Annotated in this window: 25 protein-coding genes and 1 tRNA gene; 13 read left to right on the top strand and 13 right to left on the bottom strand. The window is 39.6% G+C overall.

The window, feature by feature from the left end; translation table 11 throughout:
* Window positions 1-32: 32 nt before the first annotated feature.
* The 5 genes from mgtE to ACPPVU_RS15685 form a co-directional block, all read right to left on the bottom strand.
* Window positions 33-1,391 (bottom strand): magnesium transporter, encoded by a 1,359-nt coding sequence (gene mgtE, locus ACPPVU_RS15705; protein WP_426667469.1) that lies wholly within the window; start codon window positions 1,389-1,391, stop codon window positions 33-35.
* Between the two features lie 142 nt (window positions 1,392-1,533).
* Window positions 1,534-2,451 (bottom strand): ribonuclease Z, encoded by a 918-nt coding sequence (locus tag ACPPVU_RS15700; protein WP_426667468.1) that lies wholly within the window; start codon window positions 2,449-2,451, stop codon window positions 1,534-1,536.
* A gap of 21 nt (window positions 2,452-2,472) precedes the next feature.
* Window positions 2,473-2,850, bottom strand: a complete 378-nt coding sequence (locus ACPPVU_RS15695; RefSeq protein ID WP_426667467.1) for an STAS domain-containing protein — start codon at window positions 2,848-2,850, stop codon at window positions 2,473-2,475.
* Window positions 2,851-2,903: 53 nt separating this feature from the next.
* Window positions 2,904-3,848 (bottom strand): phosphoribosylaminoimidazolesuccinocarboxamide synthase, encoded by a 945-nt coding sequence (locus tag ACPPVU_RS15690; RefSeq protein WP_426667466.1) that lies wholly within the window; start codon window positions 3,846-3,848, stop codon window positions 2,904-2,906.
* An 85-nt stretch (window positions 3,849-3,933) separates the two neighbouring features.
* Complete coding sequence (locus tag ACPPVU_RS15685) at window positions 3,934-4,890, bottom strand: PhoH family protein (protein ID WP_426667465.1); 957 nt, start codon at window positions 4,888-4,890, stop codon at window positions 3,934-3,936.
* A 103-nt stretch (window positions 4,891-4,993) separates the two neighbouring features.
* Between ACPPVU_RS15685 and ACPPVU_RS15680 the strand changes: the two genes are divergently transcribed.
* From ACPPVU_RS15680 to efp, 6 genes are all read left to right on the top strand, one after another.
* The gene (locus tag ACPPVU_RS15680; protein ID WP_426667464.1) at window positions 4,994-5,770 is read left to right on the top strand and encodes an SAM hydrolase/SAM-dependent halogenase family protein; all 777 of its coding nucleotides are present in this window, start codon (window positions 4,994-4,996) and stop codon (window positions 5,768-5,770) included.
* Window positions 5,771-5,780: 10 nt separating this feature from the next.
* Window positions 5,781-6,302 carry a hypothetical protein gene (locus ACPPVU_RS15675; protein WP_426667463.1) on the top strand — a complete coding sequence of 174 codons (522 nt, stop codon included), beginning with the start codon at window positions 5,781-5,783 and terminating at the stop codon, window positions 6,300-6,302.
* Window positions 6,303-6,336: 34 nt separating this feature from the next.
* Entirely contained in the window at window positions 6,337-8,160 is a 1,824-nt protein-coding gene (locus ACPPVU_RS15670; protein ID WP_426667462.1) for an ABC transporter ATP-binding protein, read from the top strand.
* Between the two features lie 114 nt (window positions 8,161-8,274).
* The gene (locus ACPPVU_RS15665; protein ID WP_426667461.1) at window positions 8,275-9,666 is read left to right on the top strand and encodes an MBL fold metallo-hydrolase RNA specificity domain-containing protein; all 1,392 of its coding nucleotides are present in this window, start codon (window positions 8,275-8,277) and stop codon (window positions 9,664-9,666) included.
* A gap of 83 nt (window positions 9,667-9,749) precedes the next feature.
* Window positions 9,750-10,505: a hypothetical protein gene (locus tag ACPPVU_RS15660; protein ID WP_426667460.1), complete on the top strand. Its 756-nt coding sequence runs from the start codon at window positions 9,750-9,752 to the stop codon at window positions 10,503-10,505.
* 272 nt (window positions 10,506-10,777) lie between these two features.
* A complete protein-coding gene (gene efp, locus ACPPVU_RS15655) occupies window positions 10,778-11,338 on the top strand; it encodes an elongation factor P (RefSeq protein ID WP_426667459.1) in 561 nt (186 codons plus the stop codon).
* 73 nt (window positions 11,339-11,411) lie between these two features.
* Here efp and ACPPVU_RS15650 read toward each other — a convergent pair whose 3' ends face one another.
* From ACPPVU_RS15650 to rpsO, 6 genes are all read right to left on the bottom strand, one after another.
* A complete protein-coding gene (locus ACPPVU_RS15650) occupies window positions 11,412-12,362 on the bottom strand; it encodes a D-2-hydroxyacid dehydrogenase (protein WP_426667458.1) in 951 nt (316 codons plus the stop codon).
* 79 nt (window positions 12,363-12,441) lie between these two features.
* The gene (gene serC / locus ACPPVU_RS15645) at window positions 12,442-13,509 is read right to left on the bottom strand and encodes a 3-phosphoserine/phosphohydroxythreonine transaminase (protein ID WP_426667457.1); all 1,068 of its coding nucleotides are present in this window, start codon (window positions 13,507-13,509) and stop codon (window positions 12,442-12,444) included.
* A gap of 205 nt (window positions 13,510-13,714) precedes the next feature.
* Window positions 13,715-14,368: a ribulose-phosphate 3-epimerase gene (rpe, locus tag ACPPVU_RS15640; RefSeq protein WP_426667456.1), complete on the bottom strand. Its 654-nt coding sequence runs from the start codon at window positions 14,366-14,368 to the stop codon at window positions 13,715-13,717.
* 130 nt (window positions 14,369-14,498) lie between these two features.
* Entirely contained in the window at window positions 14,499-14,771 is a 273-nt protein-coding gene (locus ACPPVU_RS15635; protein ID WP_426667455.1) for a hypothetical protein, read from the bottom strand.
* 154 nt (window positions 14,772-14,925) lie between these two features.
* The gene (gene pnp / locus ACPPVU_RS15630; protein WP_426667454.1) at window positions 14,926-17,052 is read right to left on the bottom strand and encodes a polyribonucleotide nucleotidyltransferase; all 2,127 of its coding nucleotides are present in this window, start codon (window positions 17,050-17,052) and stop codon (window positions 14,926-14,928) included.
* Between the two features lie 129 nt (window positions 17,053-17,181).
* Window positions 17,182-17,460 carry a 30S ribosomal protein S15 gene (gene rpsO, locus ACPPVU_RS15625; protein ID WP_426667453.1) on the bottom strand — a complete coding sequence of 93 codons (279 nt, stop codon included), beginning with the start codon at window positions 17,458-17,460 and terminating at the stop codon, window positions 17,182-17,184.
* A 390-nt stretch (window positions 17,461-17,850) separates the two neighbouring features.
* On the opposite strand from rpsO, the gene ACPPVU_RS15620 reads away from it, so the two are divergent.
* A complete protein-coding gene (locus ACPPVU_RS15620) occupies window positions 17,851-18,264 on the top strand; it encodes an acyl-CoA thioesterase (RefSeq protein WP_426667452.1) in 414 nt (137 codons plus the stop codon).
* Between the two features lie 73 nt (window positions 18,265-18,337).
* On the opposite strand, the gene ACPPVU_RS15615 is transcribed toward ACPPVU_RS15620, so the two are convergent.
* Entirely contained in the window at window positions 18,338-19,324 is a 987-nt protein-coding gene (locus tag ACPPVU_RS15615) for a D-alanine--D-alanine ligase (RefSeq protein WP_426667451.1), read from the bottom strand.
* Between the two features lie 185 nt (window positions 19,325-19,509).
* Here ACPPVU_RS15615 and ACPPVU_RS15610 point away from each other — a divergent pair, with 185 nt between their 5' ends.
* From ACPPVU_RS15610 to ACPPVU_RS15585, 6 genes are all read left to right on the top strand, one after another.
* Complete coding sequence (locus ACPPVU_RS15610; protein WP_426667450.1) at window positions 19,510-20,286, top strand: PASTA domain-containing protein; 777 nt, start codon at window positions 19,510-19,512, stop codon at window positions 20,284-20,286.
* On the top strand, window positions 20,283-20,588 hold the full coding sequence (locus ACPPVU_RS15605) for a rhodanese-like domain-containing protein (RefSeq protein WP_426667449.1): 306 nt from the start codon (window positions 20,283-20,285) through the stop codon (window positions 20,586-20,588). Before ACPPVU_RS15610 ends, ACPPVU_RS15605 begins: the two co-directional genes overlap by 4 nt.
* Before the next feature lie 17 nt (window positions 20,589-20,605).
* Window positions 20,606-21,658, top strand: a complete 1,053-nt coding sequence (mltG, locus tag ACPPVU_RS15600; RefSeq protein ID WP_426667448.1) for an endolytic transglycosylase MltG — start codon at window positions 20,606-20,608, stop codon at window positions 21,656-21,658.
* Window positions 21,658-22,065 (top strand): acyl-CoA thioesterase, encoded by a 408-nt coding sequence (locus ACPPVU_RS15595; protein ID WP_426667447.1) that lies wholly within the window; start codon window positions 21,658-21,660, stop codon window positions 22,063-22,065. Before mltG ends, ACPPVU_RS15595 begins: the two co-directional genes overlap by 1 nt.
* 11 nt (window positions 22,066-22,076) lie before the next feature.
* Window positions 22,077-23,057 carry a YihY/virulence factor BrkB family protein gene (locus tag ACPPVU_RS15590; protein ID WP_426667446.1) on the top strand — a complete coding sequence of 327 codons (981 nt, stop codon included), beginning with the start codon at window positions 22,077-22,079 and terminating at the stop codon, window positions 23,055-23,057.
* Window positions 23,058-23,155: 98 nt separating this feature from the next.
* Window positions 23,156-23,242: transfer RNA gene (locus ACPPVU_RS15585), tRNA-Ser, on the top strand.
* A gap of 177 nt (window positions 23,243-23,419) precedes the next feature.
* Here ACPPVU_RS15585 and ACPPVU_RS15580 read toward each other — a convergent pair.
* Window positions 23,420-25,993 (bottom strand): DUF5686 family protein, encoded by a 2,574-nt coding sequence (locus ACPPVU_RS15580; RefSeq protein ID WP_426667445.1) that lies wholly within the window; start codon window positions 25,991-25,993, stop codon window positions 23,420-23,422.
* Window positions 25,994-26,421: the final 428 nt, after the last annotated feature.

Raw genomic sequence — 26,421 nt, 5'->3', positions numbered from 1 at the left:
TTTTTCAAATTTATAGAAAAGCTTTATGTTATTTAATGATGATGCAATAAAAGCTTGGTAGCAAGCCAAAGGGGTAATAAAAACCCTGCACAATCAGTAAAGGTGGTGATAATGATAGATGAAGCCACAGCAGGATCAATACCTACTCTTTTCAACACCAATGGTATGGATGAGCCGGTTAAACCTGCAATTACCAGGTTACCGGTCATGGCTAAAAATAATACCAATCCCAGCATTGGGTCTGCGTCATAAAATAAGGCTATTATGAAAACAATGAGCCCGTTTGCAGCTCCGTTTAACAATCCCACCAGGAATTCTTTTACTACAGTATTGTATGCCTGTGCATCGGTAAGGTCACTTAATGAGATACGCCTTACCGTAACCGCAAGTGATTGTGTGGCGGCATTACCGCCCATCCCGGCAATAATGGTCATATAAGCGGCTATTTGCGGAAGCAATGCAACGGTTGAGTCGAAGTGACGGATAATAGAAGCAGCCAGGTAAGCGGTGCCCAGGTTGATCACCAGCCAGGGCAAACGACTTTTTATCGCGTCTTTCCAGTTACCGCTCAGTTCTTCATCTTCCGATACACCGGATATCTTCAAGATATCCTCCGTACTTTCCTGTTCCATTACGTCCATGATATCGTCGACCGTGATGCGGCCCAGCAATTTCATTTTGTCGTCAACAACGGGTATTGTAGTTAAATTGTATTGAGAGATCAATCCGGCAACCTCTTCCTGGTCAAGTTCAGCCCTTACATATACAAAATCATCTACAAACAAGTCTTTTACTTTGGCAAATGCGGGGGCCTTTATAATAGATTTGATGGATAAAATTCCCTGTAAAATATCTGCATCATCCACCACATAAATGGTGTAAAACTCTTCCATCTCTTCAGACTGGCGAATGATCTCGTCTAATGCTTCTTTTTTATTAAGCTTGATATTGATCTTGATGACTTCGGAGTTCATCAAACCACCAGCCGTATCCTCAGCGTAGCTTAACAGCGCCCGGATATTGGTAGCATCTTCGTGATCAAGGTCTTCTAATATCTCTTGCTGTTCGTCTTCGTCAAGCTGAGAGATAATATCTGTCGCATCATCGTAATCCAGTTCTTCAATAATCTCAGAACGTTTCTCAGGGTCCAGGCTTATTAACAGCTCCCCGGCGTCCTGTTCCTCGTGCATTTCAGCAATAACTTCGGATGCAATATCAGACGGGAGAATATTGATGATCTTTTCCCTTGCTTCAACGGGAAGTTTTTCAAATAGTATGGCAATCTCAGAAGCGTGATATTCCTGCAGAACTTTCTCTAATTCAGCATCATCGCTTTCAAGAGCGGTTTTAACGCGCTCAAGATCTTCCTTATTTATTTCAAACGATTGCATACCCGACTAAAATACGCAAATATGCCTCAAGTGAAGAGAAAAAAGAAACAAAATGAACCTGAGAGGAATAGTTCTTTAATGATAAAAGATCAAATACTTTATACTTATTGAGATAGCCTGTGCGGTTTCAAGCAAGTTAACCTCAGTCTCCAATTAGAAAGGTTTTTCCTTCAACAGCTAATTCGGTATCCGGGAAAACACTGCGAGCCTCGTCCAATAGCTCATTTAAGGTTTTATACCTGGCAGAGAAATGTCCGATCAATAATTTTTTAGCATGTGTTTTGAGCGCGACCTCACCCGCTTGCAAAGCAGTGGTATGAAAAGTGCTTTGTGCCCGCTCGAGCATATTATTTAGAAAGGTAGACTCATGATAGAGCATGTCGGCATTACTTATCTGCTGAAAATAGCTTTCATTATATAAAGTATCTGAACAATAAGCATAAGTCTTGGGCTCTTGGGGACTAGTAGTTATGTCCGTATTTTTATAAAGAGTACCATCGGGCGATACATAATCAGCACCTTTTTTTATAGCCGAATAATATTCAACTGGTATGTTCAGATCTGCTATTTTCTCTTTGATTATTTTTTTAAGTCTTTTTTTCTCCCTGAACAGAAATCCTGTACAAGCAATGCGATGATCAAGAGGAATAGTTTCGACAGTAATATCCTGGCTCTCTAAAATTACTTCAGATCTGTCTGCATGTGTGGGCACAAAATCAATGGCATATTGCAATTCAGTGTCGGAATATTTTAATTGAAGGTCTATGATTTCTTTTAATTCAACCGGGCCATATAATTTAAGGGTTTTGATGCGTCCGTTCAGATGCATGGACGAAAGGAGTCCTACAAGGCCCAGGTAATGATCACCATGAAGATGACTAATAAAAATATGATTTATGCGGCTGGCTTTAACATCAAAACGCAGCATTTGCTGTTGCGTACCCTCGCCGCAATCAATTAAATATAGATGCTCATTTATATTTAACGCCTGGGCAGAGGGGTTTCTGTTAAAAATGGGGGTTGCTGAACTGCTGCCAAGTATTGTTACCTCAAATCTCATATCGGTAAACAATAATTGGGTTTATTTTGCTTCTTTTTTCAATTGTTTTTCTACCTCTTCCATAAAAACAAGATCAATTGCTTCTTCTGTAGTCGGAACAATGGAAAGTACGCTGTCTAATTGAGAGATGGCGATCAAACGCGAAACGGCATCATTTAATCCCGATAGTATAAATACACCAGCGGCATTTTTGCATAAACGATGTCCTACAAGCAGGCTGCTTAAACCTGATGAATCAGCAAATTTTATCTGCGAAAGATCCATGATGATATTTCTTTGCCCTTCGGTATTGATCAATATCAACTCAGATTTTAATTGCGGAGTAACTAACGAATTTAGCTTTGATTCATTTAGTTTCAACAAAACGTATTTTTCGTGCTTATCAACAGTAAATTTCATTTTTTATTATTTATGCTACTAAGATATAACTTTTTTACATACTAATAAAAAAATTACATTATGCTTAATGCTTTGTTTATTGCCCCTTCTACCCTATCTAAAACTTTGTCATTTTCAGGTTTAACAAAATTTTCTCCTGTGATTTGTTCAAATAGCTCAATATAACGTTCTGATATCGACTTAACTATATCTTTAGTCATTTCCGGTACCGATTGGCCTTCTTTGCCCTGAAATCCGTTTTCGATCAGCCATTTTCTAACAAACTCTTTTGACAATTGCTTTTGAGGTTCATCATTTTTTTGACGTTCTTCATATCCTTCCTTATAAAAGTACCTGGAAGAATCAGGTGTATGTATCTCATCGATCAGGTATATTTGATCACCAACCTTACCAAACTCATATTTGGTATCCACCAGTATCAAACCTCTTTTTGCAGCTATTTCTGTACCTCGCTGATATAAGGCATGAGTATATTTTTCTAATTCGGCATAATCTGCAGCAGATACAATTCCCTTTTCAAATATTTGCTCTTTTGAAATATCCTCATCGTGCCCTACTGACGCTTTTGTAGTTGGCGTAATGATGGGGTTGGGCAGTTTATCATTTTCTTTCAGTCCCTCAGGCAGACTTACACCGCATACCTGTCTTTTTCCTGAACTATACTCGCGCCATGCATGGCCTGCAAGATAACCGCGTATCACCATTTCAACCTTAAATGGTTCACAGATGCGCCCTATGGTCACACTTGGGTCTGGAACTGTAACTACCCAGTTAGGTACAATATCGCTGGTGTCTTTTAAAAATTTGGCAGCTATCAGGTTTAATACTTGTCCTTTATATGGTATAGGTTCCGGCAGTACTACATCAAATGCAGAAATGCGGTCTGTAACCACCATTGCCAGGTATTTATTATCTATTGTATATACATCCCGAACTTTACCCTTATAAAAGCCGGTTTGCTTTGGAAATTGAAAATGTGTCTCTTTTATTGCATTCATCCGTTTTAGATTTGAGATGTGAGATATGAGATGTGAGATTTACCAATCCCTGTCTCATATCTCACATCTAATATCCCATATCTATTTACTGTATATCTCCGTAAGCCTCTAAAATCCGTCTTACCAGTTTGTGGCGCACTACGTCCTCTCCTGTCAGATATATTAATTCGATACCCTTTATATCAGTTAAGATACGCAACGCGGTATGCAGGCCTGATTGCTGTTTTTTAGGTAAATCTATTTGTGTTACGTCACCCGTAACGATAAACTTAGCGGATGGCCCCATACGGGTTAAAAACATCTTTAGCTGCATATCGGTAGCATTTTGTGCCTCATCTAATATCACAAAACAATTATCCAGTGTTCGCCCACGCATAAATGCCAAAGGAGCAATCTCAATGGTACGGTTTTCAAGATATACCTTTAATTTTTCAGCCGGGATCATATCATCCAGTGCATCGTACAAAGGCCTCAGGTATGGATCGATCTTTTCTTTCAGGTCACCCGGTAAAAATCCAAGGTTCTCTCCTGCTTCCACTGCCGGGCGTGTAAGAATAATACGTTTTATTTCCTTGTTCTTTAGCGCACGCACCGCCAATGCTACCGCAGTATAAGTTTTACCGGTACCGGCAGGGCCTATTGCAAAAAGGATATCATTTTTGTTGATGCCCTCAACCATGCGTCGTTGATTCGCGGTCCTGGCTTTTACTAAAATGCCATTGGGGCCAAATACTAATACCTCACCTGTTGTCGATTTATCGGCTGGATCAGCAATTGGTGCTAAAGAAGCTTTTGAACCAAGTATCCTTTCCAGATCAGTGATATTCAGATTCTCGAATTTCTCAACGTGGTTGAGCAAATGCGTGAACTTTTCATCAAAGATGGCCAGTTCATGATCATCGCCCAACACTTTCAGTTCACTGCCGCGTGCTACTAATTTTAGTTTGGGATATTGTTTTTTAATGATCTCGAAATGATCGTTATTCGGTCCCCACAGCACGGCTGGATTGATATTATCTATGGATATTTTAAGTTCGTTCAACAGTAAATGATTTTATAGTTGCAGAATATTTTATGAATTAAAAATTTAATATTTGTAGCATCTAAAGCTAGCACAAGATTAGCAATAAATATTTAATAAATTAATGGCAATAATAACTTTAACTACTGATTTGGGCGATAAGGACATTTACCAGGCAGCGCTTAAAGGAAGTATTTTAAAATTGTTGCCTTCAGTAAATATTGTCGACATTACTCATAACGTTGCCGCATTTAATGTACAGCAAGCCGCATTCATCTTAAAAAACAGTTTTTATTATTTCCCGGATGCCACCGTGCACCTGATTGGCATTGATACAGTTTTTAATTCAGACACAAAATACCTGGCCCTACGCTATAAGAATCATTATTTTGTAGGTTCCGATAATGGTATATTTTCCCTGATGTTTGATTCAGAGCCAGACGAAATAGTAGAGATCCATATTATGCAGGATCTTAAATTTCTACACTTTCCACTGGCCGATATATTTGTTAAGGCTGCCTGTCACTTGGCAAGCGGAGGTAAATTAGTTGAAATAGGTTTGCCTGTAACCACTATCGAAAAGAAAATGAACCTGCAGCCCATTGTTGAAAAAAATGTGATCAAAGGTTCTGTGATCTATATTGATTCTTTTCAGAATGTGATCACCAACATTACAAAGGAGTTCTTTAATAAAATACAAGAAGGCAGGCGGTTTGTACTCTATTTTAAACGCAACGAGACTATCAACCACCTGAGCTGGCATTATAATGAGGTGCCCGAAGGTGAAAAACTATGCTTATTCGGTATAAGCGATCATTTGGAAATAGCTATAAACAAAGGTAACGCAAGTGGGTTATTAGGATTGAATCTTGGTGACAGCGTGATCATCGATTTTGAATAATCTATTTTCTATGAAAAAACTTATTGCTGCCTGTTTATTATGCTTATTATATACTTACACATTTGCCCAAAAGAATAATGTTGATTCTATTGCCTACCAGCTTCAGCGCGCCAAGATCAACCAAATGCTTGATGTTCGGAGACAAAAGTTTGGACAATATGAGGAGAGCCTGAGCAAACACACCGGGATATTTGGGTTGCAGACTAAGAAAGATATCCGCAGATCAAATGATATTTTGATGGATATTGCTAAAACTGATGATGATCTCTTCAGAGAAATTAAGATACTGATGGATTACCGTGTTTTTCAACAGCAGCAGGCCCAGACTCATTCGACAGAAACTGAGAATGTTAATCTTGGTTTTATGACTACGATCAACAAGTTAAGAATGCAGGCGGATCAGTCAAAACAAGAACTCCAAAATGAAAAAGATCATCAGGTGAAGCAGTTGCAAATATTTATTATCGTATTTGTTCTCATGCTTGGGTCAATTTTATATTTAATATTAAAAAAACGCGCTGTTAAGGCTTAATTTAGCAACCGTAAAATTCCGCACTTAATAAAATATGGCAAGAGCACGATTGAATAGTGGTAATAAACAGGGCGAAGAACTACCTAAAGCTAAATTAAACAGACAAACATTAACTCATATTTCCAGGTTGCTTTCTTATATCCGGCCCTACCGGGTAAAATTTGCAGCTGCTTTACTTTTCTTATTTTTATCAAGCCTTGTAGGCCTTGCATTTCCTTCATTTTTAGGTGCTTTGATAGATGCCGCACAAGGAAAGCATACCAATAAATTATTGCCGGCAACTATCCAGGGAATAGGTTTACTGGCTTTGGTTGTATTATTCTCGCAGGCATTTGTTTCCTTTTTCAGGATACTTTGGTTTGTACAGGTTGCAGAAAGGTCATTAGCCGATATCAGAAGAAATACTTATTTTAAGCTGATCACACTGCCAATGAACTTCTTCTCTAACCGAAGGGTTGGAGAATTAAACAGCCGCATCTCAGCCGATCTTTCGCAGATACAGGATACATTAACCACTACCCTTGCAGAAATGATAAGGCAAATGGTTTTACTAATCGGTGGTGTTGCATTTTTAGCAATTGTATCCATCAAACTTACCTTAGCCTTATTGATCGTACTACCGGTATTAGTCGTTACCGCAGTATTTTTTGGCCGGTTCATTCGTAAAATATCGAGGACAGCGCAGGATAAATTAGCTGAATCAAATACAATCGTTGAAGAAACTTTACAAGGAATAGCCAACGTCAAAGCTTTTGTAAACGAATCCTATGAAGCTGGGAGGTATGGTAGAAATATCAGGGATGTTGCCAATATAGCCATCAAGGGCGCAAAATACCGTGGACTGTTCGCTTCTTTTATAGTGTTTGGTATGTTTGGTGCTATTGTGGCTGTAATTGCCTACGGATGCATATTGGTGAGCCATAACGAGCTTACAGTTGGTGAACTATTCAAATTTGCTTTATATGCAGTTTTTGTAGGTAGCGCCATGGGAAGTTTTCCCGAACTATATGCTAACGTACAAAAGGCTGTTGGTGCAAGCGAGCGTGTATTGGAAATATTAGAAGAAAAAAGTGAAGACGTTTCAATAAATGAAGCTGATAATATCATCACACAAAAAATAACGGGCGATCTTGCTTTTGATAAAGTGAATTTTCATTACCCCTCCCGTTCAGAGATCGAGGTATTAAAAGGCGTTTCTTTCGAAGCAAAAAGAGGTCAAAAGATCGCGATAGTGGGTCCGAGCGGTTCCGGTAAATCAACTATGGCAGCTTTGATATTACAGTTTTACCATCCGCAAAGCGGAACCATTTTATTTGATGATCAACCATCTGATACTTATTCATTAACAGACATCCGCAACCAGGTAGCTATTGTACCCCAGGATGTAATGTTGTTTGGCGGAACGATACAGGAAAATATAGCTTACGGTAAACTAAGTTCATCCAAAGAAGAAATTATACAGGCAGCTCAGCGTGCGAATGCACACCAGTTTATCATGTCTTTCCCCGAAGGTTATGATACAGTGGTTGGCGAGCGTGGTGTTAAACTTTCCGGTGGTCAACGTCAGCGTATTGCAATAGCAAGGGCGTTACTAAAAAATCCATCTATATTGATCCTTGACGAAGCTACCTCATCATTGGATTCTGAATCCGAACGTTTAGTGCAGGAAGCATTGGAAGAGTTGATGAAAAACCGTACATCTGTTATTATTGCGCATCGCTTGTCAACTATACGCGAAGCAGATAAAATCATAGTTTTGGAAAAAGGAACAGTGATTGAAAGCGGAAGTCATGAAGAGCTGTTGGGCAATGAAAAGGGACTTTATCGCTACCTGAGCCAATTACAATTTGAAGTGTAAAAAAGTTTTAAGTTTGACGTTATACGTTGTACGTTGAAAAACCTTCAAAACATTAACATAGTAGAAATTATAAATAAAACGTATTACTTATAACGTACTACGTAAAACCTTACAATGAAATTAACCATACACGGAGCAGCCCGGCAAGTTACAGGAAGTATGCACCTGCTCGAGGTTGGCCAATATAAAATATTGATAGATTGCGGACTGGATTATGAAAAAGACCGCAGTGTACAATCGAATGAAAACTTTCCGTTTGATCCGGCGGAAATTGATGTTGTTGTCCTGACGCACGCACACATCGATCATTCCGGGAATCTGCCTACACTGGTTCGTCTCGGTTTCGAGGGACAAATACTCTGCACCCCGGCTACGGCAGACCTGACTGAACTATTACTATTAGATTCGGTCCGGATATTTATGGGCAAGATCGAAAAGGGCCGTAAGCATAACCGTAAACGTCAGGATCGGGTACAGCAGCCTTTATATCTGCAAAAGCATGTGATGGATACGATGGATCGTTTTGTGACCATTGGATTTAACAGGCCCTTCCGGATTAATGGAGATATTGAGCTAACATTTATACCCGTAGGCCACCTTTTAGGCGCCGCTGCAGCTGTATTGAAGATAAATGAACATGGCGAAGAAAAGACTATTGCTTTTACAGGCGATATAGGCCGTAAAAATTACCCTGTATTAGATGATCCGCAGGAATTGCCGCAAGTGGATTACCTGGTATGTGAATCAACCTATGGCGGGCGCCTGCACACTAAAGACAGATCGGTTGAGCAGTCATTGATAGAAACTATTGATAAAGCTTGTATCAAGGAATCTGGCCGTTTGATTATTCCGGCATTTAGTATAGGCCGTACCCAATCATTGGTTTATTCGTTAAACAAGATATTTACCGAGGGTTTGCTTCCTCCTGTTAAAGTATTTGTGGATAGCCCAATGGCTGTTACAGCTACTGAAGTATTCCGCAAACACCATAACCTTGTAAATGAAGATGCCCGTGCATTCTACCAGGCCAAAGGCGATGAGTTTGAATTTGATAACCTGGAGTATGTTGAAAATCTGAAAGAAAGCCGCCAGGTTTCCAATTATTTTGAACCTTGTATCATCATTTCTTCTGCCGGTATGCTCGAAGGCGGCCGTATACAGGATCATTTATACAATAACATACAAAACTACTACTGTACCATTCTTTTCATTGGATATTGTGCCAAAGGTACATTAGGCCATCGTTTATTACGCGGCGATCCCATCGTTCACATCAAAGACCGTGAATTATCAGTATATGCTACTATTAAACAAACCGATGTTTTAAGTGCCCACGGCGACCATGAAGACCTGATGAATGTAGCCCGTCAGCAAGATAAGAACAAGCTGAGAACCATTTTCCTGGTACATGGCGAAGAAGCCAGTATGCAGGCTTTATCTGATGCTTTGGAGGAAGAAGGGTATCCGGTGTCTATTCCGGAAAAGGACGTGAGTTATACCCTTTAGAAATTCGACTATATTATTATAATTTTGTATTCTGGCGCTCTTGATAATAATCATATTATGTATTGCTAAAGCAATGTCCAAAAATGACTAAACGCTTATTAATAACCATCTTATCTTTCTCCGCTCTTATCTTATCATGTAAGGAAAAAAAACAGAAGGTAAATAAATCTATTGCACAAATTTCTAAAGTAACACATAATCAAACTGATGCTATTAGAAATAAAAAACAAAATGCATCGGACACCTTATTTACAAATGGTGCTCCAGAAATAACATCGTTACCATTTTGGTCAAAAGGATGGCCAAAACCCGGTAAAATATTTCGAGCTACAGATAAAATATTTCGACTACCCATCATTAAAAGTACAAGGTACATTAACTTAGATAGTATACACGGATATATATGTACAAGTGGTAAACCGATTGATAGTAGTTTACTGAAACTTACACAATACAAATATAAATTTCCCAATATAAATAAGTATCAAGTCTACTATATGTATCACCAAAGCGCTGCAACTGCAAAAGATGCTTTGTTGGACTATATGAAAAATACATGCGTCGATATGAATTATAGTGATTTTGGTTATATCATCCTATTTGATCCGATAACTTTTAACGCTACCGTTCTTAACGTTAGTAATAGCTTTTACATAGATTCTGATTGGGAAAGAAATTTTTTCATCGATAAAAATTACGCTATTCATCTAATAGACCAGAATTGGACAGACGGGGACGAAGATTCACATGGAAACCAAACAACCGAATATTTAGGTTCCAAAAAACGTACTATAGTAATCCTGAATAATGGCGAAATAAAAATATCAGATAATAAATAATCCTATTTATCTCAAAAAAACCATTTAAATGTTTTAACAAACATCCTCAGTGCGGAAGAAGGGACTCGAAACCCTTACTTCTTAAAATGCCCTATTATCAAACTAGCCAACTCAACCCTATTCTCTCCTGGGCCTCATTGGTAGCAATGCCAATCTGATCAGTATCGGCCGGAAAATTTACTTACTACCAACAGTTATGGCATTATTCATTTAGATGATGGTTTATCATAAGTTAATCTATCTTTGGGCTCAAATTTTATAACTATATCTTCATGGCAAAAGCATCCGAAATTAAAGTGGGCAACATACTACGCTTCAACGGCGAACTGGTAACCGTTACCGAAGTGATGCATCGTACACCGGGAAAAGGTGGAGCGTTTTACCTGGACAAGTTTCGTAATATTAAAACCGGCAAAATTGTTGAGGCCCGTTTGGGGACTGACGAGCAAGTAGAGATTTGCCGCGTAGAAACGAATGATTTTCAATATTTGTACGAGGATGGCGATTTTATGGTTATTATGGATAACACCAGCTTTGAGCAGCATAATATTCCAAAATCACTCTTCGGTCCGGCTGTGAAATTCCTGAAGGAAGGAATGAACGTGATCGTTTCCTTTGAGAGTGAAGAACCCATTATGGCGCAAGCACCCAACTTCGTAGAACTGGAGATTACCTATGCCGAGCCGGCTGTTAAAGGCGATACTTCTTCCGGCGCTCTTAAGATTGCAACGACAGAAAATGGAATCGAGATAAGGGTGCCGCTTTTTGTAAACCAGGGCGATAAAATAAAGGTGGATACACGCACCGGAGAATATACTGAGCGCGTGAAATAGTCAGCGAATTAAATAAAAAAAGCCGATAACTAACAGCTATCGGCTTTTGTGCGGAAGAAGGGACTCGAACCCCTTACTTCTTAAAATGTCCTATGATCAAACTCGCTAGTTCAACCCCTATCCTCTCCTGAGCCTCATTAGTAGCGGCACCAATATGCGGCGTTAACGAAATTTTAGGGTGTTTCAATATTTCTTCGCGTGGGGTTGGTTCGTTATCAAAAACGTCTAACGCTGCAAATGAAACATGTCCGCTGTTTAAGGCATCTATTAAAGCCAGCTCATCGATCAAGCCACCTCGCGAGATATTTACCAGTCCAACACCTTTTTTAGTTTGAGCCAGTTCAGCAGCGCCTAATAATGCCTTGTCAACAAATGGAGTATGCAGTGTAATGAAATCAGACTCGGTAATAACTTCTTCCAAAGAAGCAATGGTAACCTTTGCGTTTACTGCAATGCCCCCTCCTAATAATATTTCTACTTCAGGATTAAACGGATACAGGTCATAAGCCAATACATCCATTCCAACACCAATAGCAATTTTAGCCACCTCGCGCCCAATACGACCGAAACCTAAAATACCTAAGGTTTTGCCACGTAATTCAATCCCTTTAGCATACGCCTTTTTCAGATCATTGAATTTGGTATTGCCCTCAATCGGCATTTTGCGATTGCTATCAGCTAAAAAGCGAACTCCTCCAAATAATTGTGCGAACACCAGCTCAGCAACTGATAAAGAAGAAGAAGCTGGTGTGTTATAAACGCCTACACCTTTTTCTTTAGCATAATCAACGTCTATATTATCCACCCCTACACCACCGCGACCAATTAGTTTCAGATTAGGGCAGGCGTCAATTAATGCCTTACGTACTTTAGTTGCACTACGTACGGTTATAGCATCATAGTTTTGCAATTTCACAGGCAATTCATCCTGCGGTATATTATTGGTATCTACAAAGAACCCGGCATCTTCCAGCATTTTTTTGCCTATCGGATCGATACCATCATTAGCTAATATTTTGATCATGGTTTTAGTCATTTGTCATTAAGTCATTTGTCATTGGTTTTAGTCAAGAATGACCAGTGACCAATGACTATTGACAGATTTATTTATTCTTTTCCTGGAATTCCTGCATGGCGTCAATCAGCACATGTACGCTGGTGATCGGCAATGCATTGTAAATAGATGCCCTGAAACCACCTACACTTCTGTGACCTTTTAAGCCCACAATGCCTTTTTCATCACAATACTTCAGGAAAGGCTTTTCATGTTCAGGGTTTTCAACCACAAAACAAACATTCATATGTGACCTGTCTTCAGGTACGCAAACGCCTTTAAATAATGGGTTGCGGTCAATCTCAGTGTATAAAGCTTTTGCTTTTGCATCGTTTTCTTTTTCAATGGCTTCAACGCCGCCTTTGGCTTTAAGCCAGTTCAGCGTAAGCATAGAAACGTAGATTGCAAATACAGGTGGAGTATTATACATCGATCCGCCTTCAATTTGTGTCTGGTAATTGAACATGGAAGGTATTTTACGATTGGTTTTACCCAATATCGAATCCTTTACAATAACCAATGTTACACCGGCAGGACCCATGTTTTTCTGAGCACCAGCATAGATCAAACCAAAATCAGCCACGTTAACCTTACGGCTGAATATATCTGATGACATATCACATACTACAGGTATTGGTGATTTAAAAAATTTGTGCATCTGTGTACCATAAATGGTATTGTTAGATGTGATATGAATATAAGCGGCATCTTTAGGTATCTCAAAATCCTTAGGGATATAAGTGAAATTACTTTCTTTTGCAGTTGCTACAACAGCAACTTCTCCAAAGAATTTTGCTTCCTTAAGTGCTTTATTGGCCCACACTCCGCTTTCAACATAGGCAGCTTTACCACCTTCTGGTAGCAAGTTATAAGGTGCCAATGCAAATTGAGTGCTGGCGCCTCCCTGTAAAAATAATACGGAGTAACCTTCGGGAACATTAAAAAGTTCTTTTACCAGGTTTACTGCTTCATCCAAAACAGATTCAAATTCAGGCGAGCGGTGTGATATTTCTAATATCGACAACCCTGTGCCATTAAAATTTAAAACTCCTTCAGCAGATTGCTTTAGTACCTCGTGAGGTAAAATGCCAGGTCCGGCACCGAAATTGTGTTTCATTTTATTTTTGGTTATAATATTTTAATTGGTCAATTGCCAACTTTGTATTTGGTTGGGCCAAAGCTAATCAATTTGGCAATATTCACAGAGAATATTTGTAATTTTTTTATCAAAATTGCAAATTTAATTAATGTCGCAAATTGACAGAATATTAAAAAAGCAATTTTAACCCAGTATTAACAGTACAATTTATAATTGTACTAATTTATAGGGGATATTTTAGATTTTTAATAGCTAATGGCTGATCTGCCGCTGAGAAAACTGAGTTACCAGCAACCAAAACATTTGCCCCGGCATCTACCAGCTTTTTCACATTTTGATCTCCAACTCCCCCATCAACCTCGATATATAGGTTTGGATTCCGCGACGAACTTAACGATTTCAAATCGTGCAATTTTTTATAGGTATTATTGATGAATTTCTGGCCGCCGAAACCGGGATTGACTGACATAATAAGCACCAGGTCCAGATCTTCGATAATATCATCAAGCATCGCGACAGGTGTATGAGGATTTAATGCGACACCTGCACGACATCCCAATTCCTTAATACCTTGTATGGTGCGATGAAGATGTGTACAGGCTTCAAAATGTACAGTAATACCATTTGCACCTTTTTCCTGAAATTCTTTTAAATATCTATCTGGGTCAACGATCATTAAATGTACATCCAAAGGCTTCTTAGCATGTTTTTTTACTGCCTCCACCACCGGAAAACCAAAGGAAATATTAGGAACAAATAGCCCATCCATAACGTCAACGTGTATCCAGTCGGCTTCGCTTTTGTTCAGCATTTCAACATCGCGCTGCAAATTACCAAAATCGGACGCCAAAATAGATGGGGATATGAGGTGGTTCATGTTTCGAAGATAGTAATTAGTGATTAGAGATCGGTGATTAGTTACACAGAAATTTAGAGTTGAAAACGGATTTTGACATTAAATAAATCAACTGATCACTAGTAACAGATAACTGATCACTAAACAAAAATCAATCGCAATTCTGCAACAGATCGTAATATTTATTTATCAGGACGATATCGTAGTTAACGAGTGAGTTATAGGCTTCTGACACCAGTTCATTCAGGATAGACGCGCCAAGCCGACCTCCTCCATTTGGGATGGATTCATAATATCGTATCAAATCTTTAACCCGAACAATCTCATACAGCAGCGACTGTACAATGTCCGTTTGTGTATTGTCTGGCAGCCGGGAAGATTTATAATTAAGAAAACTTAATAATTCATTCTTAGCTGGTGTCATTGTTTATTAGGGTCAGATAGGGTCATAATACGCATTTATTGTTTCAAAGTTCTAAAAAGTGAAAATTGTTTTAAAAAAGTGAAAAAATATTTAAATAAAAAACCCTCATCCGATTATTATCTGATGAGGGTTCTGTATGTAACTGATTATGTTTTTATTGAGCTTTTTCAGGCTTAGGCAATAATGCTTTTCTTGAAAGCTTTAATTTCCCTTGCTTATCAACCTCTAATAGCTTAACCCTTACTTCATCTCCAACTTTAAAGATGCCGTCCATACTCTCAAATCTCTTGTGATCAATTTCAGATATATGCAATAAACCATCTTTACCTGGCATTATCTCAACAAATGCACCAAATGGCATAATTGATTTCACTTTACCTTCGTAGATCTCGCCTACTTCAGGCTTAGCAGCAATTGCCCTGATGCGTGAAACAGCAGCATCAATCGATTCCTTGTTATCAGCGAATATCTGTACGATACCCTGGTTGTCTTTTTCTTCAATCGAGATGGTAGCACCAGTTTCGCGTTGCATTTCCTGGATGATCTTACCACCGGGCCCAATAACAGCGCCAATGTATTCTTTATCGATCTTAATAGTAACGATACGCGGAGCGTGTGGTTTATAGTCCTCACGTGGAGCGCTGATGGTCTTCTTAATTTCGTTAAGGATATGCAGACGGCCTTCTTTAGCCTGATCTAAAGCTTTTGTTAATACTTCGTATGATAAGCCATTGATCTTCAAGTCCATTTGGCAAGCTACAATACCATTTTCAGTACCGGTAACTTTAAAATCCATATCACCTAAATGATCTTCGTCACCCAAAATGTCTGACAGGATAGCATATTTAGTACCCATTTCATTGGTGATCAAGCCCATCGCAATACCTGTTACTGGAGCCTTAATTTTAATACCAGCATCCATCAGTGCCAAAGTTCCGGCGCAAACCGTAGCCATGGATGATGAACCGTTTGATTCTAAAATATCCGATACAATACGAATAGTGTAAGGATTTTCATCATCAGATGGTAATACCTGTTTCAATGAACGCATAGCCAGGTTACCGTGACCAATTTCTCTACGACCCGCTCCCCTGTTCGGACGAACTTCGCCGGTTGAGAAACCAGGGAAATTGTAATGAAGCAGGAATTTCTGGTAGCCATTGATGAAAGCACCATCTATCATTTGCTCATCATCCTTAGCGCCTAAGGTGACAGTGGTTAATGATTGCGTTTCACCACGTGTAAATATTGCCGAACCGTGTGCTGATGGTAAATAACCAACTTCGCTCCATATAGGGCGTATTTGTGTTGTAGTGCGGCCGTCTAAACGTTTGCCTTCGTCTAATACGAGGTTGCGTATAGCATCATATTCCACATCGTGATAATATTTTTTAGCGAGGAACTTAGTTACATCATCGATCTCACCTAAAGTTTCGATATACGTATCACGAACTTCTTTGAATTTAGCAGCACGCTCATCTTTTGCTGAAGCTGAAGATGCGATAGCATAAACCTGCTCATAAGTAGCAGCGTAAATTGCTTTCTTCAATTCTTCATTATGATCTTCGTGGCTGTAAACACGTTTTTCAGTTTTACCAACTTCTGCAGCTAACTGCTTTTGAACTAAACACTGGATTTTGATTGCTTCGTGAGCGAATTTGATTGCTTCAACCAATTCAGCTTCCTGTATCTCTTTTGATTCACCCTCAACCATGTTAATGTCATGCTCAGAACCGGCTACAATAAATTCTAACGTAGCTGTTTCTAATTGACTTAAAGTTGGGTTGATCACCAATTTGCCATCAACTTTAGCAACACGAACTTCTGATATAGGCCCGTTAAAAGGAATATCAGAAACCGATAAAGCTGCTGATGCTGCCAAACCTGCCAAACAATCAGGCATAATATCTTTATCAGCAGAAATTAACGAGATCATCACTTGTGTATCAGCATGATAATCTTCGGGGAACATCGGGCGTAATGCACGGTCAACCAAACGTGAGATCAAAACCTCATAGTCTGATAAACGCGCTTCGCGGCGTAAAAAACCACCCGGGATACGGCCTGTGGCAGCATATTTCTCCTGGTAGTCAACGGATAATGGTAAAAAATCAACACCTTCTTTTGCTTCGGGCGACGAAACTACTGTAGCTAACAACATGGTATCACCCATTTTAATTACTACAGAGCCATCGGCTTGTTTGGCCAGTTTACCGGTTTCGATCTCAATGGTGCGGCCGTCACCTAAATCAATAACCTTTTTAATTACATTTAAACTCATCTTTTTTTTGTTGTGATGCGCTTTTCATCTTTCGGAGCGCACCGGTTTTTTTATATGTGCAAATTTACTTAGCAAAAGTAAAAAGCCACCCGACTTGGCGGATGGCTTTTGTTTAAAAACTGAAAAGATTTATTTGATGATATCTCTTAGCTGGAGGGCTTTGATAATAGCACGATATCTTTCAATGTCTTTGTTGTATAGGTATGCCAGCAATGCACGGCGTTTACCTACTAATTTTTGCAGCGAAAGCTGGGTTGAAAAATCCTTTTTGTTGGTTTTCAAATGTCCGGTCAAATGCGCAATACGTGTTGTGAATAAAGCGATTTGTCCTTCTGCCGATCCGGTATCGGTGGCTGCTTTGCCGTGTTTTGCAAAAATCTCTGTTTTTGCTTCTTTACTTAAATACATTACCTGAATAATATTAAAGCGTTTATACTTTTGTTAATTGAGGTGCAAAGGTAATTTTATTCTGGGATAATTACAAGAAGTGTAGGAATAATTAGTGCGTGAGTGAGTTAGCGAATGAGTGAATTTGAATGGGATAACCTTAATTGATAGAAGTGCAGGAATAATTAGTGAGTTAGTGAATTTGAATGGAATAGCCTTAATTGGTAGAAATGCAGGAATAATTAGTGCATGAGTGAGTTAGTGAATGAGTGAATTTGAATGGATAGCCTTAGTTGATAGAAGGGCAGGAATAATTAGTGAATGAGTGAGTTAGTGAATTTGAATGGAATAGCCTTAATTGATAGATTTGCAAGTATAATTCACTAACTCACTCATTCAATAATTCACTAAATGTCAAACTACGCCACCTTTGAATCAGAATTTCGTGTACGCCCGGATGATATAGATATGTTTCAGCATGTGCACAACAGCAAATATTTTGATTACGTGTTGGCTGCCCGGTACGACCAGATGGAACGCTGTTATGGCATGGCTATGGGGAAATTTATGGAACGTGGCTTTGGCTGGGTGGTACGCACGGCATATGTCGATTACAAACGTGCCCTAACTATGGGCGATTATTTTATTGTAAAAACCGGTATTGATACTATCGACGAAAAAGGCTGCCGCGTAAAGTTTACAATCACTAACAAAGCAACCAAAAAAATCTGTTGCGATGGCTGGTTTGATTATACCATGATCGATATGCAAACCGGCAGATCTGCTAAAGTGCCTCAGGATATTATTGAGCATTACCTGATTTGATGTGTAAATGTGCAGATTTTAGATGTGCAAATGAAAATCATCGCATATCTGCACATTTGGAATTTGCACACCATTAATGCATTCCTCCTTCAATCAAATCACCATAGAACTCCCCCACATTCATCCCCGCTGCCCTCACCTGCTGTGGTATCAAGCTGTTTGCTGATTGGCCCGGTGTGGTATTAATCTCGATAAAATAAAAATCTTGTGTACCCTCAAGCAAAATAAAATCAACCCTTACCATTCCCCGGCAATTCAGTCTCAGGTAAACTTCCGTAACTATTTCGGCAATCTTTTCATTTTGATCTGCACTCAACTCTGCAGGCGTGATCTCTTTTGAAACACCAGGAGTATATTTGGCTTCGTAATCAAAAAACTCTTTTGAACTAATGATCTCCGTTGCAGGCAATACTGTTATTTTTCCATGCAGTCTGGCTATGCCGATACTGAACTCACGCCCTTTTATAAACTCTTCTACCAGTATCTGGTCATCTTCTTTAAAGGCTCTTTCAAAAGCATCGTGTAAGCCTGCAGCATTTTGCACCTTGCTCATGCCAACACTGCTGCCACCATTGTTCGGTTTAATAAACAAAGGGAATTTTAAAGATGAGACAACATTTGAGGCTTCATGTATGCCGCCTTTAAATAATTGAATAGAACGCGCCGTATTTAATCCATGTATACCATGCACAATAGCTTTAGTATAAGCCTTATTCATGGTAATTGCTGATGTGGTAGCATCGCAGGTATTGTATGGTATACCCAGTAAATCAAAATAGCCCTGCAGTTTACCATCTTCGCCGGGTGTGCCATGTACAGTAATAAAGGCAAAATCGAATTTTATTTTTTGTCCATCCAGGGTTATACTGAAATCATTTTTATCAACAGGTATATTCCCCTTATCGGATGTATAAAACCAGCTATCACGGTTAATAAAAATGGTATATACTTGATATTTAGCAGCATCAAGGTTAGCAGCAATGTTTTTTGCACTGTTAACAGATACTTCGTATTCCCCGGTAAATCCACCGGCCAAAAGGGCTATGTTTTTTCTTGACATATTTTATTAGAAATTTCGATTTCGAAATTAAGTATAAAGTCCGTGCAATAAGAAATATTATATTTTTTAGCTTAACAATTGCCGCGGAAAATACGTTAAATCCAAAATAGGAATTACGCTTTTCGAAATTTCGAAATAATGACCTATGTTTGCTGAATAGGCATTGAATACCCTGATCAATTCAAATGAGTAATTTTGTAGCTTACTTAAAAACTAAATCGTTTCGCAATACTATTCTTTTCGCAATCGGTTCCGTAATAGTTGTTGTTTTAATAGCATTTTATAGTTTAGGTTATTATACACGTCACGGTTCGGGTATCCCCGTTCCAAAAATCACAGGCATAAATATAGACAGGGCCCTGAGTACTCTAAAAGAGCAGGGCTTTGGTGTGAGCATTGATTCGGTATATGTACTTGACCAGGCACCCGGAACGGTAATTGAACAGGACCCGGACGCTGGAACAAATGTTAAAGAAGGTCGTGTCATTTATCTTAAAATTGTTAAAAATCAGGCACCTAATGTGGCACTTCCTGATATATTGGATGCACCCTATATTTCTGCTGAGGCTACGCTGTCTAACTACGGCTTAAAAATTGGCGACACTACCTATAAATCAGATATAGCCCGTGATCATGTGCTTGAAATAAAATTTGCTGGCCAGCAAATTCAACCTGGAACAAAAATCCCTAAGGGATCTAAGGTTGATCTTGTGCTTGGCGATGGTTCTGGAGCCAGTGAAGTTGAAATTCCTGACCTTATTAACCAGGACCTGGATGCAGCCAGATTTGTACTCAAACAAAGTGGTGTGGTGTTAGGTACCATTACTTATCAGGGTACTATCACAGACTCTACTAACCTGATTATAGTAGCACAATCACCTGCCAAAACAGATTCCGTAACTAAAGTAAGCAACGGCACACGTATCAATGTTACCGTTACGCAGGGCAAGAAAACACCATGACCGATATTAGTGCAAATGAAGTGCTTACACGCCTTAAAAGCGGTGAACATTTGAACCTGCTTGATGTGCGCGGAGAAATGGAATACCATACCTTTAACGTGGGCGGAAAGAATATTCCCCTGCCCCTTTTAGAAAATAATTTAGATGAGATCGATTGGAATAAAACTGACGAGATCATCGTTATTTGCAAAGTTGGTATGCGAAGCGCTACAGCAAAATCAATTTTGGAATTGAATGGTTATGAAAATGTCAGGAATTTAACCGGCGGATTGATCGCCTTTCAGAAAACTCAACAGAAATAACACCCCATTAAATAACAATGGAACAGAAAAAGAAGTCATCAGGCGTAATTAAAAAGTTTGTCATTGCCCTGGTTGTTATCATTATTATTACCCTCGGACTTACCGGAGCATTTTATTATTTCAGGTATTTCGGACCTAATGTAACCGACAAACAAGAATACCTCTACATCCACACCGGCGCCACTTACCAGGACGTTTATAAAACCATAAAAGATGAACAGATTGTAAAAGACACCAGCAGCTTTAACTGGGCCGCCGGGCATATGAATTATACCTATCGTGTGAAAGCAGGTCGGTATCGTTTAAAAAGTGGTATGAGTAATCGCAGATTGATCAACATGCTGGCGTCAGGTTCACAGGAGCCTGTTACGCTTTCTTTTCATAATCTAAGACTAAAGGAAGAATTTGCAGGTTTTGTATCCAAAAAGATAGAGCCTGATTCTGCTAAGATCATTGCATTGCTTGATTCATCAAAATTTGTTGAACAATACGGGTTCACGACTGACAATGTTTACGCAGTCTTTATTCCGAACACTTACCAGTTGTATTGGAATACTACGCCCGAAAAGCTTTTTAAGCGCATGTATGCTAACTACGAGAAATTTTGGACGCCTGAGCGTAAGCAGAAAGCTGCTGCCATTAACCTCTCCCCTGTCCAGGTATCGGTTTTAGCCTCTATTGTTGACGCAGAAGCCTTGTATGATGATGAAATGCCAACCATAGCTGGTTTGTATTTAAATCGCCTTAAAAAAGGCATGAAACTGGAATCAGATCCCACAGTGATATTTGCCAAGAATGATTTTACTATTAAAAGGGTATTGAACAGATATCTTTCTTTTGATTCGCCTTATAACACTTATCTTCATACAGGTCTTCCCCCCGGCCCTATCATGATGCCTTCGGTAAATGCTTTAAATTCGGTTCTTGATTACAAACAGAGCGATTATATTTATATGTGTGCCAATGCAGATTTTTCTGGCCATCATGCATTCGCTACCAATATGGCAGATCATTTGGTTAATGCTCACAAATTTCAACAAGCCCTTAACGAAAGAAATATCAAAAAATAATGTTCGAACATACTACCAAAATACGCGTAAGGTACGGTGAAACTGACCAGATGGGATACATGTATTATGGCAACTATGCCGAGTTTTACGAGGTTGGCCGGGTTGAAATGCTGCGCAGCCTCGGGATGACCTACAGTGGCATGGAAGCGTCGGGTATTATGATGCCGGTACTGGAATTACATTGCAAATACTTAAAACCAGCATTATACGACGAAGAGATCAGCGTTAAGGTAATAATGGATAAACTGCCAGGTGTGAAAATTCATTTCAGATATGAATTATATAACCATAATGACGAACTAATCAATACCGGAGAGACTTTACTTGTTTTCGTCAACATGAAAACTAACCGCCCCTGTCTCCCATCAAAGGAATTTATTGATAAACTGAAGCCATTTTTTGAGTAGATTTGGTTTAGATGGAATGGCTTCACCGTTTTTTACGCCGGTTTGCGTTTTACAGATACCTTATTCAAGGTGCTAAATACATAGCTTTCCCCGGTTTCAGGCCACTATCTTTATATACAGTAGCAGTTTTCTTTTTTAACGAAATTAAGCAGGGTACGCTGGCCAATAAGGCATCCTCGTTAGCTTATAATTTTATGCTGGCATTGTTCCCGGCGACCATCTTTTTATTTACGCTGATACCTTATATTCCTATCCGGCATTTCCAGGATAACCTGCTCGGTATTATGGGGCAAATAATGCCAAATGATGCGTATGAAGCCTTTCATGATACCATTATTGAGGTCGTCAAAAAGAAAAGCGGCGGGCTGTTTTCATTTGGCTTTTTAACTACGCTCTTCTTTGCTACAAATGGTGTGAACAGGTTAATGCAGGCCTTTAATAAATCCTCATTAATTACGGAAAGCAGAACCTATTTGCGAAGACGATGGGTAGCACTGGTGCTTACAGTGGTAATTTGCGTTTCAATGCTGGTGGCTGTAAGTATTATGATAGCCGGGCATAAAATATTAATCTTTTTACAACATCATTTTTACAGTAAGGCGCATGCTTGGTTTATTGCTATAGCCTTATTGAAATGGATCATAGTGATCATTATCTTTTTTGTGACGGTGTCCCTGCTGTATCGCTATGGCCCGGCTCATAAACAAAGATGGAAGTTCCTGAGCCCCGGTTCTGTAATGGCAACCGGACTGGCTGTACTTACCTCACTGGGTTTTACATTTTACATCAATAATTTTTCATCTTACAACAAGATATATGGTTCTATCGGCACACTCATCGTGATCATGATATGGCTCTATCTAAACTCATTAATTATCCTCATCGGCTTCGAATTAAACGCCAGTATTGAACTCGGTAAACGCAGTATTAAGATCGTTGAACCGCGTTTTAATTCATTTCGTACCGAGAAACCTAAGGCTGATAAAAATTAACTAATTAACTGTCAATACCTTGTGCAGTATTTTCAATTTATTTAAAAAAACTTAACATCATATTTGCCATTTCGGCCCGGTTTTGTACTTTTGCCCCCGGAGAGCTGGCAGAGTGGTCGATTGCGGCAGTCTTGAAAACTGTTGAACTGTGAAAGGTTCCTGGGGTTCGAATCCCTAGCTCTCCGCTGATAAAATCATCAAAAACCGATAAAAGCCCGTAAATTAACTATTCACGGGCTTTTTAATTTCTTAAAAAGCGGGGCTCACAGAGTTTAGTGAAAGGATTAAAGGACTACATACCTGGTGTGGGTAACAACATCAGCGAATAAGCAATATGGGGTCAGAATTATCCACCCAATAATCTAAAATTGTAGGATAATCAGGGCCCTGACTCCGCTCCGGGCGACATTAGGATGATCGAGGTAGTTAAATCGTCTCACATAATCGAGACGTAGTATTTTAAAGATATTGGCAATACCAACGCTGCCTTCCGTGTAAGGACCTGAGTCGAGGCTATAAGTGGTTGGCACGCCGCCGTGGCTATTGAACTGAAGCAGTTGCGGATTGTCAGCCGGGTTGTTTTCTGACCGGACACCTCCCCATAAAGCTTTAAATGAAACGACCTCCCGCAGCTTAAGTTCCTTCAGCAGTGGAATCTTGTTGAAGATAAAACCATTGAAGTTTTGATCAATATTGATGGCGGCGTAGTGGTCGCTCACGAATTCAAGAAAATTCATTAGGTTATAGGATTGAAGTTGCAATGCGTAGCTCTGATTGGCGTGGTGTATATCCAACAAAGGAAAAGGGACCTGTCCGAATAAATAACCGCCCTCAGTGCTTACGTCGGCAAAACCCAGTTGTGAAAGGTAAAAGCGTTTGGTGATATTTGCCGTGATATTCTCGTAATTGTACTGCCCGCCAAACAGTCCTTTTATGCCCTGCTGATAACGCAGGGTAAAGATCGGGTATTTGTCGGGGATCGGTGTGCGATAAAGCTTGCCCTGGTAAAACTTTTCATTTGGAGCGTAGCGCAGTTCCGTAGATAATTCAGAAGTAGTAATGTCGTGCACGCTGTTCAGTTGATTGTTCAGGGAGTCGGCAAAGTACAGCTGGCCGGCAGGCACCTGCTTCCAGTTTTTGAATTCAAATTTGTAGGAGAAATGATTAACATACTCATGCACATAGTCAAGCCGGAAAATATTATTGTATACCCAGGTCTCATTAATGCCGCGCTTAAAAGAAAGGAAGAAATTGTCTTCCTGCACAAATTGCAACTCCTGCCCCGGAATTGCAGTATCGTACTGATAGCTGGCACGGATATATTCTTGCGGGAATTTATAGATCGATTTGTCGTTGATCGAATAGGTGCCGCTCAGAAAGTATTTAAAACGTTCGTCTTTGTAACCATAGGCACCATAGGTCTCGAAGTAAAAGCGCTTACTCAGCTCAGCAGTAGTCCTGCCTCCAAGACGCATTCTGAAGCCTTCCACGGGATTGAAATTATAGAACGTATTGGTTGGGCCGATCTCAAACGGCCCGGTATCGTAGTACCCTGCCAGTAAGAGCGAGACTATTTTCATCGTTCTTTTAAACGAAGGGATCGTTTGAAGGCTGTCAATGTTCGCGTATATATTTGCATCACGTGAATTCAGTGTGTCCGGCCGGTTCTGTTTCCAGAACGAATCATCCTTTTTGTCGGCACCAGGCTTGCTGATTTCCTCAGCGCCGGAATAAACGGCGTCAGGTTGCGGTTTGCCAACCGCAAAATTATTTATGGTGACCAGTCTTTCACCATAAAGCCCACCGCCTTTTTTCCTGTTAAGTCCGAAGTCAGCTTTCAGGTCACTCTGACTCAGATGATATTTGCCTGCATCATCTTTATCAAAAGTCAGCAGGATCTGCATCTGCCGGACAAAATTGATATTAATGCTATTGCTGACGGACAGTGCGGTTTTTTCAACAGCGTATCTGCCGTCCATAGTAATGTAAATCTTACCAGTAAACAGCAGATCTGCCGGATTACGTGGTATAAAGCTGAGCTCAATCAGCGACGGGCTGACATCCTTTATCGTATCCGTGATGAAAAATTTATAGAAGGTTGGAGCCTCATCAGCGATAGGGCTCAGCATTTGATTGCCTAGCAGATTGATGTTGTTGCTATAGATATCAATATCCTGGTACATCTTGTTGAAAATCGACTGTAGACCATCGTTGTCGATGAAGTTTTCGTCGTATTTCACCTGGTTATTCGCAGTGATGATCCGCTTCTTTGCGTAGGGAGACTTTCTGAAATAATTATCTGAAAGTTTTTCTTCCATATAGATTGGCAGCAGATTTTTGCCCCCCATAGCTGTTGAATCTTGCTGGCGAAATAAGAACTGATAATTTTTGAACATTCGCTTGTTTTTGAACTTATCAGACAGATCGCTAAAGAAGAACACCATCTTTTCATATTGATGGTAATCAGCATAGTCATAGCTGTCAAGATTATTGAACTTTTTATGGGCAATCACTTGTCTAATCAGCTCTACAGCGGGATTGCCCTTGTTCCGATACCGCACTTTCGGGCCAGATTTGATCGTAACCTCTTTGAGCAGATGCTTATCCTCCGGCAGCGACACGTTCACTACCTGGTTCGTCCCGGCAGTGATGTCTTTGACCACTGCCTGGTAACCGATAAAGGAAAATCTGATCCGGGAATAGCCGCCTGTCGTACGAAGTATGTATTTACCATCTGCGTTAGCACTTGTACCGATTCCAGAGCCTTCCAGTGTTACGCTGACACCGGGCAGTGTTTGCTTTGTGCGGGCATCAGTGACCGTTCCTGTAATCACTGTTTCATCACCCTCGCTGCGTGCTTGTATCGCAAAACCAAATAGAAAAAAAAGTAGTACGAAATTCTGAACTAAAGCTAAACGGTTAAAATTAATCTTCATGTGGTGTCCGTTTGTGATGAGTCTTACCCCAAACTGATGCCATAACTAAGTTATTCTGATAATGAATGAGTTATCCATTTTTCACGAATTTGATTTAAACGATATTTAACGAAACGGCGAAATTCTATTTCGATATTACACCATGGATAAATATTTCTATCGGGTTCCTGATGATAACCCGTGAATATTCAATCAAAAACAGTTTTAAAATTCTCCCAAAATATCATCTTAAGGAGTGTAAATGTCCTATTTCTATAATTTTTATAGCTAATCTGCGTGACGTAAGCTATTCAAGTGAACGTTAAAACAATATGGTTTGACCTTTTTAACAAGCTGTCCAATTGACTCTTTGGATTACCTTTGGTGTCCCAACATTTTTGCCTTTTAGTAATTAAATGCCTCAGGGCTAAAACGATAAACATCACCCT

This window comes from Mucilaginibacter sp. McL0603, from assembly GCF_049992945.1.
GTDB lineage: Bacteria > Bacteroidota > Bacteroidia > Sphingobacteriales > Sphingobacteriaceae > Mucilaginibacter.
The sequence above is the reverse complement of the archived record's forward strand: the minus strand, read 5'-3'. Positions and strand labels throughout refer to the sequence as shown.

What these genes read in the sequence shown, in the direction of transcription:
- mltG (WP_426667448.1), top strand. Translation starts at nt 20,606, where the DNA reads ATGGAACAGAAAAAGAAGTCATCAGGCGTAATTAAAAAGTTTGTCATT.
- ACPPVU_RS15610 (WP_426667450.1), top strand. Translation starts at nt 19,510, where the DNA reads ATGAGTAATTTTGTAGCTTACTTAAAAACTAAATCGTTTCGCAATACT.
- ACPPVU_RS15700 (WP_426667468.1), bottom strand. Translation starts at nt 2,451, where the DNA reads ATGAGATTTGAGGTAACAATACTTGGCAGCAGTTCAGCAACCCCCATT.
- ACPPVU_RS15650 (WP_426667458.1), bottom strand. Translation starts at nt 12,362, where the DNA reads ATGATCAAAATATTAGCTAATGATGGTATCGATCCGATAGGCAAAAAA.
- ACPPVU_RS15660 (WP_426667460.1), top strand. Translation starts at nt 9,750, where the DNA reads ATGACTAAACGCTTATTAATAACCATCTTATCTTTCTCCGCTCTTATC.
- ACPPVU_RS15595 (WP_426667447.1), top strand. Translation starts at nt 21,658, where the DNA reads ATGTTCGAACATACTACCAAAATACGCGTAAGGTACGGTGAAACTGAC.
- rpe (WP_426667456.1), bottom strand. Translation starts at nt 14,368, where the DNA reads ATGAACCACCTCATATCCCCATCTATTTTGGCGTCCGATTTTGGTAAT.
- pnp (WP_426667454.1), bottom strand. Translation starts at nt 17,052, where the DNA reads ATGAGTTTAAATGTAATTAAAAAGGTTATTGATTTAGGTGACGGCCGC.
- ACPPVU_RS15615 (WP_426667451.1), bottom strand. Translation starts at nt 19,324, where the DNA reads ATGTCAAGAAAAAACATAGCCCTTTTGGCCGGTGGATTTACCGGGGAA.
- ACPPVU_RS15675 (WP_426667463.1), top strand. Translation starts at nt 5,781, where the DNA reads ATGAAAAAACTTATTGCTGCCTGTTTATTATGCTTATTATATACTTAC.
- ACPPVU_RS15620 (WP_426667452.1), top strand. Translation starts at nt 17,851, where the DNA reads ATGTCAAACTACGCCACCTTTGAATCAGAATTTCGTGTACGCCCGGAT.
- mgtE (WP_426667469.1), bottom strand. Translation starts at nt 1,391, where the DNA reads ATGCAATCGTTTGAAATAAATAAGGAAGATCTTGAGCGCGTTAAAACC.
- ACPPVU_RS15590 (WP_426667446.1), top strand. Translation starts at nt 22,077, where the DNA reads ATGGAATGGCTTCACCGTTTTTTACGCCGGTTTGCGTTTTACAGATAC.
- ACPPVU_RS15580 (WP_426667445.1), bottom strand. Translation starts at nt 25,993, where the DNA reads ATGAAGATTAATTTTAACCGTTTAGCTTTAGTTCAGAATTTCGTACTA.
- rpsO (WP_426667453.1), bottom strand. Translation starts at nt 17,460, where the DNA reads ATGTATTTAAGTAAAGAAGCAAAAACAGAGATTTTTGCAAAACACGGC.
- ACPPVU_RS15670 (WP_426667462.1), top strand. Translation starts at nt 6,337, where the DNA reads ATGGCAAGAGCACGATTGAATAGTGGTAATAAACAGGGCGAAGAACTA.
- ACPPVU_RS15635 (WP_426667455.1), bottom strand. Translation starts at nt 14,771, where the DNA reads ATGACACCAGCTAAGAATGAATTATTAAGTTTTCTTAATTATAAATCT.
- ACPPVU_RS15695 (WP_426667467.1), bottom strand. Translation starts at nt 2,850, where the DNA reads ATGAAATTTACTGTTGATAAGCACGAAAAATACGTTTTGTTGAAACTA.
- serC (WP_426667457.1), bottom strand. Translation starts at nt 13,509, where the DNA reads ATGAAACACAATTTCGGTGCCGGACCTGGCATTTTACCTCACGAGGTA.
- ACPPVU_RS15680 (WP_426667464.1), top strand. Translation starts at nt 4,994, where the DNA reads ATGGCAATAATAACTTTAACTACTGATTTGGGCGATAAGGACATTTAC.
- ACPPVU_RS15665 (WP_426667461.1), top strand. Translation starts at nt 8,275, where the DNA reads ATGAAATTAACCATACACGGAGCAGCCCGGCAAGTTACAGGAAGTATG.
- ACPPVU_RS15605 (WP_426667449.1), top strand. Translation starts at nt 20,283, where the DNA reads ATGACCGATATTAGTGCAAATGAAGTGCTTACACGCCTTAAAAGCGGT.
- efp (WP_426667459.1), top strand. Translation starts at nt 10,778, where the DNA reads ATGGCAAAAGCATCCGAAATTAAAGTGGGCAACATACTACGCTTCAAC.
- ACPPVU_RS15690 (WP_426667466.1), bottom strand. Translation starts at nt 3,848, where the DNA reads ATGAATGCAATAAAAGAGACACATTTTCAATTTCCAAAGCAAACCGGC.